Genomic DNA, 18591 nt, shown 5'->3' with positions numbered 1-18591 from the left:
CGAAAAATTAATGAAATGACACAAAAAGAGGATCGTTGCGGATCCTCTTTTGCGTTCTCTTAAAAATTTTTACAAGTGTTTGTTTGATTTAAGAAAAAGCAGGGCAGATTTAGGAGACCGGGCAACAAGTTCTCCGAGCCATTTGTACATTAATGGTCCAAAACGAAACGTGTACGGCTTTAATCACCCTTTATAATCTTGGCAAAACCCTCACGCAACGCCTCATTCCGGGTTTCACCAAAATATATCCAATTATTCTCGTTCCCTTGATTCTGTCCAGTAACAAGTACCTCAGGCTGGCCATTGTGTAGTGTGAATAGGTAGACGTAATTACCTCCAAAACGTGCGCGCACTGAATTTGAATAGATGGCAACGATGGTATATTCGGCATTACTTTGGCCGTTTGCGCTTAGTGCCCAGGTGACGGCTTTGTCGCCGACTGCCATCGCCATCTTGCCTGTTGTGCCATTTGGCTGAGCTAATTCGTCAGGAATTTTCAGCCCGTACATATCAGCGCTGTTGCCTTGCCAGTAACTTTCGTATTGCTGGCCCATTGTCTTTTCCCAGTCGCTCATGAATGCGGCAAGTTGCTGACCCTTGGAGCTTGACCACACAGATTGTTGGCTGCTTGAACTGACACTCTGACTGGACTTTGCGGCTTCTTGGCTTGATGCAGATGGCTGCTTCGATGCCGATGAAGCGGAGGCCTTGCTGCTGGAGACCTGTGACTTGCTTGATGTACTTGTCTTTTGCTGATTGCCACAGCCTGATAAGCTCAACACGAAGAGGAGCGCAGCGACGCCAATTATTGATTTTTTCATGATATCCCTCCAAAGCTATTACCTTTATAGATCATTATACAGGATCGAGGTTACGCAACTTATGATTAAAAAATTGATCAAAAAATTGCGGTAACTTCTTTTGCATGGTACATTAATCCTTGTTTCCATTGTGGACAATTGATTATAAAAATGGTGGCTGTTTGTCATCTAAGCTGATAGTTCGCTTCCCGTACCTTTTAGATGAAGAGAGGGATGCTTTTCAATTCACCACAATTGGCAACAAATGCTTCACTAGTCCTGTTACACCGATCACCATTGCAATTTTGTTCCAGAATTATAGCATACATCCTGATCAATCCATATGGGTCTCAAAAGAGGATGTTAACAGCACTCAAATATGTCGAATAATATGGAATTAAGCGGTACAACATGGACAGAATAATTAAGTGGAAGCTGTTCGTGTGTTCAAACCAAGTTAATCTGCGAAATGTATTGACAAGAGCCTGAATCGGTACTGTATGATGGTTCTTACCAAAGTTCCGCTAGCTAGCCTTGGTTTGAATGCTTACTCTGAGCTTCCTCTCAAGTGGCGTTTAAACGGCTAATTGAGATGAGGTGACAACTTTTGATTAAAACGCATAAGATTAAGCTCTATCCCAATGCAACCATGCGGCGTGAACTGGAGCGATTGTTTAACTATCGCCGGTATTGCTGGAATCAAGCCCTTGAAACGTGGAATGCCATGTACGATGCGTCTCTGGTGATGACGGATAAAACGTTGCGACCTAATGAACGCAAAGTGCGCGATGAACTGGTTTGGAATAAAGCTGACTGGCAGTATGAACAGTCAGCCCGAGTTTTACAGTTGGCCGTGAAAGATCTAGGTAAGGCATGGAAGAACTACTTCAATCCGAAGATGCCAGATCACGATAAGCCCAACTGGAAATCTAAGAAACGATCCCGCAAGACATTCAAAACGGATCGGGCGCAACTTGTGAATGGCAAATTACGTTTGGATAAACCTCATAGTGCTGGTGCCTGGTATGACATCAAACTAGCCGAGCAACCGCGCTGGCAAGGCGAATTAAAGCAAGTTTGCGTCGTTCAAGACGCTGACGGTTACTATGCCTCCTTTTCAATTGAGGTTCAGACTTCTGTTGAAAAGCGGCCGGTTCTAACGGTCACTGGCGTTGATGCCAACATCGGCAAGTTTGACTATCAAACGTCAACTGGCTATGCCACCCAACCCACCTTGCCTGACCGCCTGCCAGTGCTTTACGCCCGTATTGCTCATTATCAGCGCCAATTAGCGCGTAAACGAAAAGTAAATTCCAAGCATTTTAACTCCAAGGCTTATCGCACAACGAGAACCAAGTTGAAGCGTCAATACCAACGAGTTGAACGGATTCAAATGGATTTGCTGCAAAAGTTTACGACGAGGCTTATCACTGATTATGATTTAATTGGGATTGAGGATCTGGATAATCACCATATGCGCATGAATAAACGTCTCGCGAAGAACTTGCATCGGTCATTGTTTGGCAAGTTCAAAGTGATGATGCAGTACAAGGCCGACTGGTATGGCAATACGTTGGTGTTAGCGGATCGGTTTTATCCCAGCACCCAGCGTTGTTCACGCTGTGGTTATGTAAAAACCGCTGATGAACGCATCACGCTGAGTGGCAACTTGAAACACCGGACGGGTCATGATGACTATCATTGTTACCAGTGTGGTGTCAGGTTGCGACGAGACGAAAATGCCGTTGAAAATCTGATAGCTTATGCGAAATCAAAGGTTACAGGGTAGGCTATACCCTTAAAGTTCAGGAGGCGGTCACTGTCGGGCTGATTTATTTCAGGACGGGAATACCGTTGTTGACGGGACTAAATGAAATGTAGGATTGTCAATCAGGAAAGGAAATATATAAAACCTTTATTGGTGTCAAAGAGACATTCTTCCACGTTTTATATAGCAGATTAAGATGAAACCAGATTATTTTATTGCAAACAGCTTCAAACTGCCGCTTGATGGTACGACGAAGGTTATGGGAATTGTTAATGTCACGCCGGATTCTTTTTATGATGGCGGTAAGTATGAAAACACTGAATCGGCGGTCGATCATGCCTTATCTTTGGTGGCCCAAGGCGCTGATATGATCGACATTGGTGGGCAGACAACGAAGCCGGGGAGCCAGCCGATTAGCGCGGAAACCGAATTGGCGCGTATTTTACCGGTGATTTTGGCATTAAAAGGGAAGCTGGACGTTCCGATTTCCGTGGACACTTATAAACCGCAAGTGGTAGAGGCTGCGATCAAGGCTGGCGTCGATGTTATCAACTTGATTTTTCAGGATGAGGCATCCGAAAAGCTCATTCTTGACATGCTTGCGGATACTTCGATAGGGTTGGTGCTTGCCCACAATTCATTCCCCAAAATGCTGGATCCTGACAGAGCGCTGGATCAGTTGAAAGACTTTTTCAATGCGCAACAACAGCTTTTGCAAGGATATGGCATTGGGGCCGAGCGGGTTTTGTTTGATCCGGCACTTGGCTATGCCTATGGACTGGATTTGGCCGGGAATTTGAAAGTCATCAACGAAGCCAAGACGTTAAGTGATGATTTTCCAATGCTCTATGGCTATTCCCAAAAACAGTTTATCGGCGATTTAACCGAAAATATCGCTCCCGGGCGATTGGCGGGTACGCAGGCTATCACGGCGCACTTGGCGTCTCAAGGCGTGGACTTTGTGCGGGTGCATGAAGTGGCAAAGGCCAAGCAGCTTTTGACCATGCTGAATCAGATTTGGAGGGCTTAGGATGACAGTTGTGATCAGGCTCAATTCGGCAAAATTCCATGCGCACATTGGCGTTTATCCGGAAGAACGCACTATCGGCCAAGATATCGCGATATCGGCGGAAATCACGCTGAAGTTAACGGATCTTGCGATTTTAAAAGCTGACGAGTTAGCCAATACCATCAGCTATGGCGTGGTTTATAAAATCATCGCGCATGAGGTTTCTTTGTCGCAGGACAAGTTGCTGGAGACGTTGGGCGTCAGAATCGTTGAAGCGCTGCAGGCCCGATTTGCGGATAAATTCAGTTCGCTGACGCTGTCGATTAAAAAGATCGCCCTTCCAATTAACGGCATCGTTGATAATGCGGAGGTGTGCATCACCATATGAGCGCTGGTTTGAAGCATACGGCTTTTATTGGCCTTGGCAGCAACCTCGGCGATTCCCTGCAAACGGTCGGGGCGGCGGTGGATGTGATTGACGCGGATCCGCAAATTGAAGTTACCGTCCGCTCTTCGTGGTATGATACCAGCCCCGTTGGTTATGAAGCGCAAGCGAATTTTGTTAATGGTGTCATCAAAATTGAGACCAGTTACACACCGCTCGAGCTGCTGGATGCGTTAAATCAAATTGAAAAAAGATTCAAACGCGAGCGCACGATCCATTGGGGGCCGCGGACACTGGATTTAGACATTGAACTTTATGATGAGGAGACGATCCGAACTTCGCGCCTCGAGATTCCTCATCATGAAATGTTTAATCGGTTGTTTGTTCTAGAGCCACTTGAAGAAGTTTTCGATGGGAACACTGAAATGGTCCGTCGCATACATGATGCCATCATGAAGATTCAGGGGACACAGCAGATTAGAAAAATAGAGAATTAAAGAGGTGCTCACATGAAGCCGTTTGACCGGGCGTTACTTGAAACGAGCGTACGCAATATTTTAATTGCGATTGGAGATGACCCTGACAGGGAAGGGCTGAAGGAAACGCCTGCGCGAGTCGCGAGCGCCTATGAAGAAATGTTTTCGTCTCTGCATCAGAAAGCTTTCACCGAAAGCAAAGTCTTCAACAGTTCCCTGGCGAATGATGGAGAACTGGTTGTTGTCGCTGATATTCCGTTTTATTCGATGTGTGAACACCACTTGCTGCCGTTTTTTGGCAGTGTCTCGGTTGGCTATATGCCGAAGAATGGCCGGATCATTGGACTTAGCAAAATTCCCAGACTCGTCGACTATGTTGCCAAAAAGCCTAATGTGCAGGAAAACCTGACCAGTCAGATTGGCTTGGAGCTGCAAAAGTTAGTCGATCCACAAGGTGTGGCGGTGGTCGTGAAAGCGCGGCATATGTGTACCGAAATGCGTGGCATCAAGAAGGCGAACAGTCACACGCTCACGTCCTTCTTCTCTGGCGCGTTTAAAAATAAGGACTACCGAATGGAATTCTTGCAGGAAATCAAAAATCAGTGAGGTGACTTCATGACTGAGCATGATAGCTATCGTAAGGTTTTAACGCGTATTCCCCGGGTGATGCTGTATGATGATTCCTTGAACCGGGTTGATTTGCTTAGAAAGATTTTGAACCAATTGGGAAGCCCGGATATGACGTTTCCCACTATTCATATCTGCGGTACGAATGGCAAAGGTTCAACGTCAACCATGATTGCCCAGATACTGCAGAATGAGGGGTATCGGGTCGGCCTGTTTACGAGTCCATCGCTTCTTGATGAGCGTGAGGATATTCAATACAATCGGCGGATGATTGCTGAGGATGAGTTTCTCGCTGCGTACGACGTTTTGATTCAAGGAATGGCTGGAATGAATCTGACGCAGGCTGACATCTCTTTTTTTGAAACGTGGTATTTGGTGGCGATTATCTTTTTTGCCCAGAAGCACGTTGACTATGCCGTTATCGAATGCGGTCTAGGCGGCGAACTTGATGCGACCAATGCGACGAGCAATGTTAAGTTCGCCGTCTTCACCAAAATTGCCCTCGACCATATGAAAATTCTCGGCAATACGATCGAAGAAATTGCGACCGCTAAGTCCAAAATCATTAAGTCGGATTCGATGATTGTGATCGATTATCCTGCGCAGGCATCTGTTGCTCATGACATCATTGCGGCGCGGGCCGAGGAGCAGCACGCAAAGTTGTGGGTGGATCAAGATTTTGAAATCAACCTGCTTTCCAGCGGTCTGACGTCTAATTTAATTGATGTTCGGCTCAATGATCGCTGGCATCGCGCTTTAAAGTTCTCGCTTGCGGGAAAATATCAAATCGACAATCTTGCGACGGTACTTAAATGGTGCAGTGCTTTTAACGCAAGCGAGCCGCGTAAAATTAAGGATGCTTCGATTGTGGCGATGATCAATTCGGTGACGTTTCCGGGAAGAATGGAGGAGCTTTCCAGCAAGCCCACGCTCGTCATTGATGGCGCGCATAATCTTAACGGGATTGATGCGCTGGTTAAGACGCTTCTGGCAGCCATCCCCAACCGCAAGTTGACGGTTCTCGTTGGTTTCTTGCGTGACAAACAAGTTGCGTTGTGTGTGGACAGGCTGCTTGATTTGCCGCATGCGACTTTTGTGGTCTCAACGCCAGACAACCCGGAACGGGCGATGTCTTCTGATGAGTTGTATCGCATTTTTGAAGAGCATGACAAAATGCGTCAGGATCATGAGGTTTACAACGCACCCAACGCAAGTGCCGCAGTTGACTATATAAGTGCGAATGCTGATGACGAGATGGTCTATATTGCAGTGGGATCGTTTTACTTTATTAACCAAGTTAAGATGCGGTGGGAGGAAGACAGCACTAGTCGATCATGAAGTTTTGAAACTTTGTGTCTGTAAAGGATGGGGAAGAAGACTTATTTAACTGTTTGTTGAACACGACAATTAAAGAGGGCAGATCCTTTCAATGTTGATAAACTCACAACATTGGAGGAATCTGCCTTCTTTTTGTGTTACCAATTTTCGACTAGGTACTGTTTACGTTGGTGTCAGCTTTTCCAAATAGCCACAATGAGCTCATCCCAACAAAATGCCAAGCACCTTTCCTGGGAAATAGTGGTTTAATCTAAATGAGGAGAATGCCGTCATATCAAGGCATTTTGGCACCTATCAAATAAATTGTTAGCTATTTGGAGCTATCCATGGCTTACTGAAGATGGTCCAGTGAAAGGAAGTTGTTGCGATGAACGAGTCAATCGGCCAACGAATTCGCAAAAAACGCGAAGAAAAGAAAATGACCCAAAGTCAGGTGGCTGAACGACTTTACGTGACGCAGCAAACAGTCGCACGTTGGGAAAGTGACAAGCATGTACCACCAGTGAAGGCTGTGCAGGATTTGGCCAAATTATTTAATGTCGATGCTGCCTATTTCTTTGGCGAAGACCGGATTGTGGCGCGCCACTTTAATTTCTTTGCGTTTCTGGGCAGTTTGCTCTTTAATGTTTTATTTTTCTGGATCCCTGCCGTTTTGCTTGTGTCCTTACAACTTACTTTGTGGGGCAGCGTTGGCGCGTGTTTAGTGGCTCCAGGTGCCGTAATCTGGCAGGCTATTGCCGGGATCAAAGCGTTTACTATAACGCGAATGGTTTTCAGCTTAGTCATGCTCGGCGGTGCTATTTTGGTGGTGCCGATTCTTTGGAAAATCACCAAATATCTGGGCCGAATTTTGCGTGCGTATTATCGTTACAACATTGACGCGATCGTCTACGAAGTGGTGCCAAAGTCGCATGACGATCACGCTTGATGCCAGGAGGTGCCAGTGATGACAGATATTTTGAAGGCAATAGATGTGAGAAAAAGCGTTAAACGACAAGGAAGTCGAGGCGAGGAGTTCGAAATTCTGCATGGCATTGATTTGGAGGCTTCCGCTGGCGAATTTGTGAGCATCGTGGGGCCTTCTGGTTCTGGCAAAACAACACTGTTACGATGCCTATCCGGACTGTGCCGACCTACATATGGTGAAGTACAAATAAACGGTCAGACGTTAAGCAAGTTGTCTGAACGCAAAATGGCTATTTTACGCAGAAATACGATTAGCTATATTTTTCAATCGTATAATTTGTTGCCAGCCTTGCCAGCATACGACAATATCGTGTTGCCTCTGCAGTTAGCACACCAAAAAGTCACACGTGAAGCAGTGCAGCAATTAATGAACGATTTGCAGTTTAAGGCGGATTTATCACAGCTACCGGCTGCATTATCAGGCGGTGAACAGCAAAAAGTGGCTATCGCTAGAGCCTTAATGATGCATGCTAAAGTGATCTTTGCTGATGAACCGACTGGCGCTTTGGATTCTATTTCTCGCCAGGTCATTTTTGCTCGATTACGGGCACTGGCCGATAGTGGCGTGTGTGTCGTGATGGTGACACATGATATTGAACAGGCAGCGCATACGGATCGCGCTGTTATCTTACATGATGGCCGAATTGATGCGGTTTTCAATCACCCCACGGAGCAAGCATTGTTTGTGGCGATGCGTAAATCGGAGAAGGTGGCGCCATGATTAAGGCAAGTTTGTTGCAGTTTCGTTATTCGTGGCGGGTTTGGATGACGGCCAATTTTGTCTTTATGGTTGCTGGGTGGCTGGTAGGTTTTTGCATGACCGGTTTTGCCGGTCTAGACACTCTGAGCGGCCTTGTCGACGATCCTAAGCCTTTATTTATCATACCGATGATCTTTGGCAGCATGACGCTTTTCTTCGTACTTGGCGGGGTAATTCGCGGTGTTTTGCAAATTCTGCGACAGGATTACGAACTTTGGGCCATTTTAGGAGCGGCTCCGCGACAAATTACCTTATTAGTTGCCGCGCAGCTTGCATTTCTCGGCAGTATCGGCGGGTTCACCGGATACTTTCTGGGCATCATGACAGTCACGCCGTTCTATGGGTTGTTACAACAGCTTTTTGGTCAAAAATGGTTACCAAATGCACCCTTTCATTTTTCACTAATGGGATTAGTCGAAACGTGTGCCATTGTTGCGGCAACCTGCTTTGTCTCGGGGCTCGCAAAGACCCACGGCGCATTAAAACGGCTTGGCACTAGCCATCGTCACCGCTACATACACCTCTCATTCATTTTGGGCGGATTAGCACTTCTCGGTTTGCTTTCAGCCGCTGGGCGAATCATACTTCAACATGCTGTAAAACAGACATTCGATCAAATGACACAGCAAGCTGGCAATCAGTTTTTCCTGGCATTTGTAGCGCTGGTTGTCTTGCAATTGGCTGCAGGGAGGCGACTACTGGCACACTTCTTTGCCTTCTTGAAGCAATATCTTCCCTTGAAACGTCGAGCGGTTATTGGAACGGCGGGCTATCAGGTCATTGCAAATTCGGAGCGTCTGGCGACAATGCTTGTGCCCATTTTGGCAGTCCAGACACTTGGCATCGGCCTGTATAGCTCGTTGTATGGTTTTACACCAGCAGGTCAAGTAGACGTTCAAAATGCGCTGCTTTCATTTATTGTTTATGTCGGCGCGCCGATCATCATAGTCGTTGCAAATATCGTATCAGTGGCAATGTTAAGGGGACGGCAGCAGGGAGCAAATTTAAATCAACTGCATCAGATTGGATTCACTACCGGACAATTGATGCTGGAACGTTTGTCTGAAAGCATCATCTGTTCAGTAGGCTTCTATGTTGTTGCCGTCGTCGGCAATCTTAGCTTGTATGGTTTACTAGCTAATGCCTGTGCTAAGGCGGGTTTAGCTGTGAATATCGATTTTGGTCTTATGTTCCTTCTCCCATGTTTGATGGCCATTGCAGTGGGATTGATCTTGTTTGCCATTGATTGGATTGGAATTCAACGGTGGGCGGTGCTATTTAGGAATCGCTAAAAGTGTTGCCCAACTGGTCAGTGAAGCCGTGTCGTTTTCAGGTTTTATAAAAAGGCAGCCCCACAAGCTTTTTCTGCCGGTGGCGTTGCCTTTTTGAAGTCGTATTTATTGCCCATAAATTGCTTTCAACCCAGTAATATCGCCGCTAGAGAGTTGCGTGACCCCGCGCGTGATCGGGTACATTACCGAGTCGAGGGACTTACTGTGGTCTAAGCCGAGCGCGTGACCCAATTCGTGCATGGCGACGGCTTCGTTGATGGATTGCGCCGAGTAAGTGAGGTTGAGACTGGCGCGGGCATGGTTGATGACCGTGACCTGCGTACTCATGGTTTCAACAATAATGGTCGGGCCGCCTTCGCCAAGTTCGGTGGCACCTAGATCCTGCTCACTCATGCCTTTTTGATAACTTGAAAAAGTAATTTGGTTGTCATTCTTTTGACCCTTGCCAGGGATGAGTTTGACGATGCCAGTTGCGTTATAGGCGCGGACAGCTTCGTTGAAAACGTTGTGTTCTGACTGCGGCAAGTTGGCATCAAAGTGATAGTAATAAGTTTTTCTGAGGTGACGGCCTTGAACGATATTTAAGGCGGGGGTGGTGTCGGCTGAGGTACTGGTCGAAGTGGCTGATTGGCTGGTGTTGCTGGCAGTCAAGCTACCAGATGATGCTTGGTTGGCCTGGTTAGCTTGATGATTGCCATTCAACCATCCAGAGACAGTGCGTGTGGCGGTGTTCCAGACTTGGGCGATGCCGCTTTTGACAGTTTCGCGCGTCGCAATTGGCAGCGGACTCTCTGTGCTATAAATTAAGAAGACTCCTGCCACAAACACGATCACCCAGAATAAGCGGTTGCGGTGTTTCATGAATGGCCTCGTTTCTGAAAGAAGTTTACCGAAGATCTACTGTTATTCTATGCTAATTCGGAAGACTTGTCGTGAAGCTTTAGACTGATGTTTTAGCGGTAGAATCGAAGTCGTGGCTTGACCTTGATCAGTGGTGAGACGATCATACCCGATAATCGCCCATTCGTCATGAGAAAAGCTTCGTCACGGCCATTAGCAGAAATGTATGGAGGAGAATCATGCCTGATTTGGATCGGATCGTAAATACCTATGACCTTGGGCAGATCAGAAAAGTAACGCAAATGACCAATGGCAAAAGTGGTCGCGCGTGGCGTGTAGAGACTGACATGGCAACGGTTTTGGTGAAGACGGTTGCCGATGTCGTCCGCGCCTCTCTCGAATTTGCCTTGACGCAGGCGATTCAGGAAGAAGACCGCGATGTAACGCCAGCAATTTTGTCGACCACAGAGGGACACCCGTTTGTGACGGTAGATCACCAGGTCTATCGCGTCCAGAATTATTGGCAACAAGCCGCGACAAAACCGTCATTAGCTGCAACGTTAGCATGTTACCGAAAGATTCGAGTTGCACTGGATCGGTTTGAATATGCTTGGTCGCCTGACAATTCGCATTCGTTGGATCGACTTTGGGAGAATCAGCGAGTTAGCTTAGCCCAAAATTGGAGCGGCATCTATGAACAACTGACACCGATGATCACGCAACTCGAAACAATTGACCGCCAGCAGGAAACGTGGGTGCATGGCGATCTCGGTCGTTGGAATTTACTTCCGCTGGTCAATGAAAAAGTTGCGATCATTGATTTTGGTGAGACACGTCGCGGCCCTCGGTTTCTGGACTTTGCCGCACTCTTTGATAGCTTCATGCCGCGAGATAAGAATGCAGTCAAGGTGTACAAGGATCGTTTTTGCGACTTGGCGGGGATCGAGGAGCAGGATCAGCGCATTTTTTTGACGACTGTTCAGTTGTGGCTAGTGAAGGGGATGTTGGTTGCAGTGGAGAAAATGCCGGAGCGTGTTCAAGGCTTTTGGGATCGAGTGCAGCTAGTTAGGAAATTGAAGTAAAGAAAATTCTTTTCTGTAAAGTTTATCTTTCTGTATACAAAGTGATTGTGGATATTGTAAAGTTGTCAGTAATGTTAACCGCAAGAATGATAGCGCTTTTTATGCCTAACACAAGACGATGAAAGGTCACATATGGGAAGAACATACACTTTAGCCGGCAAGCAATATGATTACGTCAACAAAGCCAAAGATCTTGGGGCGCAAGGGCGTGGAAATATTATTATTTTGCAAGATCCGAACAACGGACAGTATTTCTGTATCCTGAGTGCGAGTTACAAGTTCGCATGGGCAATGATTTAGCTGCCCATCTGGCGCTTTATAAAGACCGGATTGTCGGCCGAACAGATGTGTATGCGCATCGGTATTTTAACAAAAAGGCACAAAAGGAAATCTATGGTCCGTATCCTATTTTTAGAGACGGGCATCCTGTCAAAAATGCTTACGCACCGTTAACTGATCAAGACATTATCGATCACTTAGATGGCGCACAGTTCCTCGGCTTTTATCCGATGCTGAAGGGGAATCTCACAAAACAGCTCATTCTTGACTTTGATGGCCATCACGAAGGTCAACACTGGCAATCGGTGACAAAAGGCGTTAAGAAGTTGTGTGATAAATATGCGATACCTTGTCTTGTCGAGTTATCACAATCAGGTAATGGCAGTCATATCTGGTTCTTTTTTGATCAACCGCTTGCTGCTGGTCTGGTTAGGCGTCTCGGTGATGCTATTTTAAAAGCGGCAAGTGCCGTGAATACCAATATTCAGTTTTCTGCTTTTGACCGGATGTTTCCCAGTCAAAGTGTGCTTGGTGATCATCAAATTGGCAACTTGATTGCCGGGCCATTGCAAGGTCAACGCCGACTGGAAGGCAAATCGAGCTTTGTTGATGATGATTTTACTCCGTTGGCAGATCAGTGGGGTGCATTGGAACGCGTTGGGTTGATCAATGCCGCGATGATTGACCACTTGCTGGAGAAATTGGCTAATCAAAATGTTTTTCGGCTTTACAATGACGATCAAGCTGGCGAGACAGATTTATTTGCACAACCACTTACGATTGATCAAAAATTGACGATTATTCGGGCAAACGCACTTTACATTGATCGGACACATTTAACCGATAAACAAGTTGCCGCGCTTAAATACCTTTCGTCATTTAACAATCCAAAGTTTTATGAACGCGAAGCTCAGCATCAGTCCACCTACAATGTTCCTAGGATCATTAGTTTGTTCGAAGAAAAACAACAATACTTGATTCTTCCACGTGGCTTGGAGACTCGGTTGCGCGGGTTGATTCCGCATATTCAATGGATGGATAAAACGATCAAAGGCGCGCCCATCAAAGTTTCATTCGTAGGAAAATTACGTTCCGACCAGCAACTGGCTTTTAACGCGTTGCAAAAAGAATCAGATGGTATCCTTCAGGCACGACCAGGTTTTGGCAAGACCGTCATCGGGGCAGCTTTGATTGCTAAGCATCAAGTCAGTACGTTGATTTTAGTCAAAAATAAGGTTCTAGCGGAACAGTGGGTCACTCGTTTAAACCAATTTTTAAAAGTCGATACAGCGCCGCTCTTGGAAGAACTCACGCCGACTGGCCGTAAACGCCGAAAAAATCCGATCGGCACCTTTTTTGGAACTAAGAAAAACCGAAGTGGCGTTATTGATGTTGCGACCATTCAATCATTAACTGGGGATACGCCCGCTCAAGATATTTTAAATAGTTACGGCATGGTTATATCAGATGAAGTCCATCATGATGCTGCCTACACCTATGATCAGGTGATCAAGCGCATTCGCTCGCACTATTTATACGGCTTGTCCGCCACTCCTTATCGGCGCGATGGCTTGGATCCGATTTTGGTGATGCGTTACGGTCCGATTCGGTACCAAACAGAGGCAATCGACAGCCGATTTGCACTTGAAGTTGCGCGTCACGTTATTCCTCGATATACGAGTCTTGGTATGATGTCGATTGAAATGGCAACAAACAGTTTGGCGCAAAACCGTGAAGCCATGCTGCATGATGAACCACGAAATCAGGCCATACTCAGAGACATCCGCCAAAATTTGGCTGAAGGTCGGCATGTTCTTTTATTAACAGATCTAAGAGCACATGTAGATGAGTTGGCAGCCGCATTGCCGGAGAAACAGGTGTATAAACTTTATGGTGGACAAAAAGCGAAAGAAAATGATCAGGTTGTTGCGAAAGTGGCCAAAACAAATGAGGCCTATGCGTTAATTGCGACAGGGAAATATGCTGGGGAAGGCATGGATATAGGTGGTATCGATACCATAATTTTGGCCATGCCATTTTCATGGAAAGGTATCACGGTGCAATTTTTAGGACGCATGCAACGTTCATTGAACGCCAAGCCAGAATTGCGGGTTTACGACTATGTTGATCCATCGATTCCAATGCTTGCGCGTATGTACCGCAAGCGGCTCAAGGAATATAAGCGATTGGATTATCAAATCATTGATGATCAATATTCAAAGCAGACGGGGATGCAGGTGTACAACGGTGGTTATCAAAAGGCGTTATATCGAATGTTACCTTCCGCCGACAAGATGACCGTTGTTGGTAATCGTATTTCTCGCTTTATGGAGAAAGCGATCGCCATTGTTCAAGGCAATCACGGACAAGTTCATGTCATTCTCAACCAAGATCAATATGAAAGTACCAGCTTCAAGCGGTTGGGCGGTGTGACTTATACATTCTACAACGGTAATCTACCAGACTGTCTTGTGTTAGGAAATGATCAGCTTTGGTTCTCATCAGATACTGGATTTCAACGAAACAGCGGCATGACCATTCAATTTAAGCAACCTGTCTTTATCGAGCAATTTCAGAAAATGATCGCTAAAAGTATTAGGGGTCTAGATCTTTAAGATTGTTAGCATCAAAACTCTAATTGCAGCCTATGTTTGAAAAGAATACAAGGTAATTAACCGCGCACAATTGATTTTGCCCCGTATAAGTGTCACACTAAAAGTAAGTAACAGGAAAGGTGACGGTATGATGGCATCGATTAAGTTATCGCAATCGTTTGTTGACTTGATGAAAAAGAAGCATTTTGATCAGAAGGTTTTGCTGTTGATTGCCGATGACGGCGGCGGGCGGTATTCGTTACAAGGCGGTGCTTGCAGCATTGGCACGAAGTTTACCTTGATTGTGCTCGATCAGCCGGATCCGGATTATCAAGTGAAGTTGGACAATGACGCCGGTTTGAAGCTGTACACTTCGAACTACGACATGATTTTCTTTGCCAGCGGTTTGGCCATGGACTTTAAAAACGGTGCCATCAGTATCAAAGATGATGCGCATGCTTATTTAGACGGCAGCGTTCGCATTGCCGAGGGGTCAGATGTGTTAGCGGCATTCAAAAAGGGCATCCTGATGAGCGGCGCGACTTGCTGAGTCAAAGCAAGTTATAATTTATTTGGTAACTGAATTTTTAAAATAATCGGCACTGGCAGCGGATCAATTTTTGACGCTAGTGCTTTTTATTAACTCGACGAAAAATTAAAAAACCACAGATAAAATTCATTGATTTTTCAGGAACCACCTGTTATGCTAACGCTATCAAAACCGAAATCGAACGGAGGCATCTTAACATGCGGATCAAAGACCGATTTACCCCATCAAAATTGAATGCAGGGGCTGCGATTGGTGCAGGGTTCTTTGGTGTGCGTCGCGGATGAGCTTCTAGTCGATCAATAGGATGTTTTAAAAAGACGGCTGAGGAGGCCGTCTTTTTGTGCATACGTTCATGTTTGCGACAACGTAGTCCCCAAAATTTTGACTGGATTCTCCAGTCACTCGAGGAGACGAGCTCAATGCAAACAATTTTTCAAATCGGTTCAATTAAAAAACGGTGGTTATTAGGGTTACTTGGCTTGCGGTTCGCGGTTGATGGCTTCAACGTCGTCATTTCCATGTTGATTCAATCGGGACTAACTGCTGCGCTGGCCGGTCAGGTTGGCTTGTTGCTGGGTATTTTTGGTGGAATGCTGGGCGCTTCGGTTGTTTATACGGGTGTTTACTGGTTATCAGGAGTGGTTGTGGAACGGCTAAAACGGCGCTTGAGCCTAGCCATTGCCACTGCTTTAGTGAGTGGCTTTTTGGGTGGGAAGGCTGATGAGGCACCTGATAGTGGTTTAGCGACGAACTTAATGGTAACTGACACCCAAAACATCATGCAATTTTTGGATACCGGTGTCTTGCCGCTGGTTGATTTTGGCATCACCGTCATCTTGGGCATCGCGTATGTTGCCACTCAGTCTTGGCAGTTGGCACTCGCTTTTATCCTGATTGGTCTTGGTTTCGCAGTCGTTTCTCGGCAACTTTTTCGCTACCAAAATCGGGCGCAGACAAATTTGATTGACATTGATGATCGCCATAAAGGCTTCTTCAATGATTTCTTGGCGAATTTTGCGATGGTGCGGAATCTTCATGTTTTTGTGTATATCCGGCAGCGGCATCAGGCTTTTTTCCAGGAGGCAACACCAAGCATCAACCAGCTGGCAAGTGCTGCCGGTGCCTTGTCCGGTATTTTTAACGGCGGGATTTATTTGGCGGAAGTGTTAACCCTGGTACTGGGATTTGCCTTGCTGCCGTTGACACAGCAGTCGGTGGCGAGCGTGCTGGGCGCGTGGAATGCCGGTGTCGGATCGATTTTGTGGCCATTTTTAGGGTTAGCGCCGACAATTGGCTATCTTGCCCAACAGAAAACGTCGCTACAACGCATTTTGCCGCGACTACAGGTCCCGTCCGAAGTTCAGACCACGACTAACACCAAAATAGCGGCAACTCATGAGCAGCCCATGACGATTGTCGGTGAGCAGGTGACTTTTCATTACCCGAACAGCTCACGGCAGCTGTTGCACAATCTGAATTTTCAGATTGATAATCGCGGCATCACGTTCATCATTGGAGCAAATGGGGCCGGTAAAACAACGTTAATGAAACTGATTTTGGGTGAGTTACTGCCTACTTCCGGACACATCGACATTCGCGGCCGTCCAACTGCCACCTCGCCGGCTGAGTTAATGGCCTTTGTGCCGCAACGCAGCGTGATGTTCACGGCGTCTGTTGCGGCCAACTTGCTTTTGGGTAAACCTCATTCGTCACAACGGATCGTCCAACTACTGCACCAACTTGGACTTGAAAAATATGCGGATGATGTCGATCAAATATTACATCCCGCGCAACTCTCACCAGGCGAACAGAGGCGGTTCGGGATCGCGCGCGCACTGCTTTCGGAGCGGCCTTGGTTGGTTTTGGATGAACCTTTTTCCGATATTGATGCGGTGAATCAGGCGATGGTCATGCAGATTCTGCGGCAAGAAGCACGACGGCGCGGGATTATCGTGATCACGCATACTTTCGATTTTGTCACGGCCGCCGATCACATCATTAAAGTGGGTGAGCAGCATGACTAAGCTTAAACAAGTTTGGCAACTGGTCGGGACGCGGATCGCGCCGCTTTTATGGTTGATTGCCTTGATCTGCGCCGGCTTCGAGTTTGCGTTAGCGCGCATCATTCAAAATGTGACCCAACAAAGTATGTTAACGATCAGCTTATTTGTCGTTGCGCTTGGTGCGGCACTGATGATAGGGCTCGGACGCTGGTTGATTGGGCGGTGGCAGACACAAGCACAGTATCGACTGGTCCAGCGACTTCAAACGCAACAAATGGCCGCACTCATGACTGGCCCGGTTGCAACGGATGATCAAACCGGTAGTGAACGACTTAATGGTCTGACAACCGAAGCGTCCTTGGCCGCCCCATTGTTTATTCAGTCGGTAACGGCACTTGCTGTTGGGATCTTTTCGTTCCTTGCCGCTAGCTTATTCGGTTGGTTGAGTTCATGGCTGTTGATGGTCGTGATCGTAGGATTGTGCCTGACTGCGTTATTGATCCCACGCTTCATGGCTGGTCGCTTAACTCAGGCACAGGACACCCAACAAGTCGAAAATGGCCGCATGCAATCAGCTTTATTGGAAGTACTTGCAGGACGAACACTATTAAGAGACTATCAAAGTGAACAGTTTGGTTTACAACTTTTTCGGAAGACTTACCAGACTTTTGCAGATTCCCAGTATCACATGGGCATTCAGCAAACCGGAACCATTGTGCTGGGTTTTGCACTGGGGTTATTCGTTGACATTGCCATTTTAGGTGTTGAATTGCTGTTTGTCGGTTTCAAAATGATCACGGTCGGTCAATTTGCGGCGTTTGCCATGTTAACGCCGAGCTTTACGTGGTTGTTCTACAGCATGCCAGGCCAGTATGCCCAACTTTCACGGCAGTTGGTCGCAGCCAAACGCTTGCTCGCATTGGTGACATCGCCGGAACAAAAACATTCAGACCTAACCCAAAAAGCATCCCGACAGTTCCCAACCTCCGCCGCCTCCTGTTCTGGAGAGCAACTGGTTTTACAGGATCTAAGATACACCTATCCATCCGCGCACCAGCCAGTATTACAGCGACTTGATTTAACGATTGATGTTGCGGCCCATGAAAAGATTTTGGTCACGGGCCCAAGCGGCGGCGGGAAGTCGACGTTGATTCAGATCATTTTAGGCTTGCTGATTCCACAGGTCGGTACGATTCAAGGAAAACCGGCAGACACAGGTTCTGAGCAGCTAGCCGACAAGATTGGTTTTGTTCCGCAAGTCGTGGCGCTGTTTGATGATACTTTGTTGCAAAATATCACGCTCGGTCGCCCGGTTACCCAGGAAGCAATTGAAACTGTGCTTGCCCAAACCGATTTTCAGGCATTCGTTGACCGTCTGCCGCAAGGACTCGCCACGCAGCTGCACGGCCAGACGAAAGCCAATGTGTCGGCAGGCGAATTGCAAAAAATCGGACTAGCGCGAGCGCTTGTCGCAAAACGGGCGATGTTATTGCTAGACGAACCGTTTGCCAACTTAGATGCCGCGTCGGCAAAAGCACTGAGTCAACGCTTAAAATCATTGCCAATTGCCATGATGGCTATTTCCCATCGACTGGATATCACGCGGTTTTGGGATCGGGCCTTGCGCCTAGAAAATGGCCGCTTAAACGAAGAAAGTCTCGCTAAGCCAAAATAGTTGGCAACCGCTACCATCTCACGTATAGTAAAAGCGTATTGACGCGATTCCCTGCGCAAAGACTTGGGTGTTGGTTTCGGGCGCTGTGGCTGGATGAACAGTCATCGAACTTGAAGCGTTGACACCAATTTCTGAGCGTAGCGAATT

17 protein-coding genes are annotated in these 18591 nt (G+C 46.8%); 15 read left to right on the top strand and 2 right to left on the bottom strand.

Annotated features, from left to right (window positions below; translation table 11 throughout):
* Positions 1-179: 179 nt before the first annotated feature.
* Entirely contained in the window at positions 180-821 is a 642-nt protein-coding gene (locus tag LACSTY_RS09325; protein ID WP_087912432.1) for a DUF4767 domain-containing protein, read from the bottom strand.
* A gap of 586 nt (positions 822-1407) precedes the next feature.
* Here LACSTY_RS09325 and LACSTY_RS09320 point away from each other — a divergent pair.
* From LACSTY_RS09320 to LACSTY_RS09280, 9 genes are all read left to right on the top strand, one after another.
* The gene (locus tag LACSTY_RS09320) at positions 1408-2589 is read left to right on the top strand and encodes an RNA-guided endonuclease InsQ/TnpB family protein (RefSeq protein ID WP_087912431.1); all 1182 of its coding nucleotides are present in this window, start codon (positions 1408-1410) and stop codon (positions 2587-2589) included.
* A 175-nt stretch (positions 2590-2764) separates the two neighbouring features.
* Entirely contained in the window at positions 2765-3598 is an 834-nt protein-coding gene (gene folP, locus LACSTY_RS09315) for a dihydropteroate synthase (RefSeq protein ID WP_087912430.1), read from the top strand.
* A gap of 1 nt (position 3599) precedes the next feature.
* On the top strand, positions 3600-3965 hold the full coding sequence (folB, locus tag LACSTY_RS09310; protein WP_087912429.1) for a dihydroneopterin aldolase: 366 nt from the start codon (positions 3600-3602) through the stop codon (positions 3963-3965).
* Positions 3962-4459: a 2-amino-4-hydroxy-6-hydroxymethyldihydropteridine diphosphokinase gene (folK, locus tag LACSTY_RS09305; protein WP_087912428.1), complete on the top strand. Its 498-nt coding sequence runs from the start codon at positions 3962-3964 to the stop codon at positions 4457-4459. Before folB ends, folK begins: the two co-directional genes overlap by 4 nt.
* A 12-nt stretch (positions 4460-4471) precedes the next feature.
* The gene (folE, locus tag LACSTY_RS09300; RefSeq protein WP_087912427.1) at positions 4472-5044 is read left to right on the top strand and encodes a GTP cyclohydrolase I FolE; all 573 of its coding nucleotides are present in this window, start codon (positions 4472-4474) and stop codon (positions 5042-5044) included.
* 9 nt (positions 5045-5053) lie between these two features.
* A complete protein-coding gene (locus LACSTY_RS09295) occupies positions 5054-6403 on the top strand; it encodes a bifunctional folylpolyglutamate synthase/dihydrofolate synthase (RefSeq protein WP_087912426.1) in 1350 nt (449 codons plus the stop codon).
* Between the two features lie 367 nt (positions 6404-6770).
* A complete protein-coding gene (locus LACSTY_RS09290) occupies positions 6771-7331 on the top strand; it encodes a helix-turn-helix domain-containing protein (protein ID WP_070650116.1) in 561 nt (186 codons plus the stop codon).
* Positions 7332-7349: 18 nt separating this feature from the next.
* Positions 7350-8090 (top strand): ABC transporter ATP-binding protein, encoded by a 741-nt coding sequence (locus LACSTY_RS09285; RefSeq protein ID WP_087912425.1) that lies wholly within the window; start codon positions 7350-7352, stop codon positions 8088-8090.
* Positions 8087-9421: an ABC transporter permease family protein gene (locus LACSTY_RS09280; protein WP_087912424.1), complete on the top strand. Its 1335-nt coding sequence runs from the start codon at positions 8087-8089 to the stop codon at positions 9419-9421. Before LACSTY_RS09285 ends, LACSTY_RS09280 begins: the two co-directional genes overlap by 4 nt.
* Positions 9422-9526: 105 nt before the next feature.
* Here the strand turns inward: LACSTY_RS09280 and LACSTY_RS09275 are convergent, their stop codons facing one another.
* A complete protein-coding gene (locus LACSTY_RS09275; RefSeq protein ID WP_087912423.1) occupies positions 9527-10282 on the bottom strand; it encodes a matrixin family metalloprotease in 756 nt (251 codons plus the stop codon).
* Positions 10283-10500: 218 nt separating this feature from the next.
* Between LACSTY_RS09275 and LACSTY_RS09270 the strand changes: the two genes are divergently transcribed.
* From LACSTY_RS09270 to LACSTY_RS09245, 6 genes are all read left to right on the top strand, one after another.
* Entirely contained in the window at positions 10501-11343 is an 843-nt protein-coding gene (locus tag LACSTY_RS09270; protein WP_087912422.1) for a phosphotransferase family protein, read from the top strand.
* Positions 11344-11475: 132 nt separating this feature from the next.
* A complete protein-coding gene (locus tag LACSTY_RS09265) occupies positions 11476-11643 on the top strand; it encodes a hypothetical protein (RefSeq protein ID WP_225362688.1) in 168 nt (55 codons plus the stop codon).
* Positions 11628-14237: a DEAD/DEAH box helicase gene (locus tag LACSTY_RS09260; RefSeq protein ID WP_225362687.1), complete on the top strand. Its 2610-nt coding sequence runs from the start codon at positions 11628-11630 to the stop codon at positions 14235-14237. Before LACSTY_RS09265 ends, LACSTY_RS09260 begins: the two co-directional genes overlap by 16 nt.
* A gap of 130 nt (positions 14238-14367) precedes the next feature.
* Positions 14368-14766, top strand: coding sequence for an iron-sulfur cluster biosynthesis family protein (locus LACSTY_RS09255; RefSeq protein ID WP_087913278.1), 399 nt, complete (start codon positions 14368-14370; stop codon positions 14764-14766).
* Positions 14767-15185: 419 nt separating this feature from the next.
* Positions 15186-16790 (top strand): ATP-binding cassette domain-containing protein, encoded by a 1605-nt coding sequence (locus tag LACSTY_RS09250; protein ID WP_151466722.1) that lies wholly within the window; start codon positions 15186-15188, stop codon positions 16788-16790.
* Positions 16783-18444 carry an ATP-binding cassette domain-containing protein gene (locus LACSTY_RS09245; RefSeq protein WP_087912420.1) on the top strand — a complete coding sequence of 554 codons (1662 nt, stop codon included), beginning with the start codon at positions 16783-16785 and terminating at the stop codon, positions 18442-18444. Before LACSTY_RS09250 ends, LACSTY_RS09245 begins: the two co-directional genes overlap by 8 nt.
* Positions 18445-18591: the final 147 nt, after the last annotated feature.

The organism is Lacticaseibacillus styriensis, from assembly GCF_030770295.1.
GTDB classification, from domain to species: Bacteria; Bacillota; Bacilli; order Lactobacillales; family Lactobacillaceae; genus Lacticaseibacillus; species Lacticaseibacillus casei.
The sequence above is the reverse complement of the archived record's forward strand: the minus strand, read 5'-3'. Positions and strand labels throughout refer to the sequence as shown.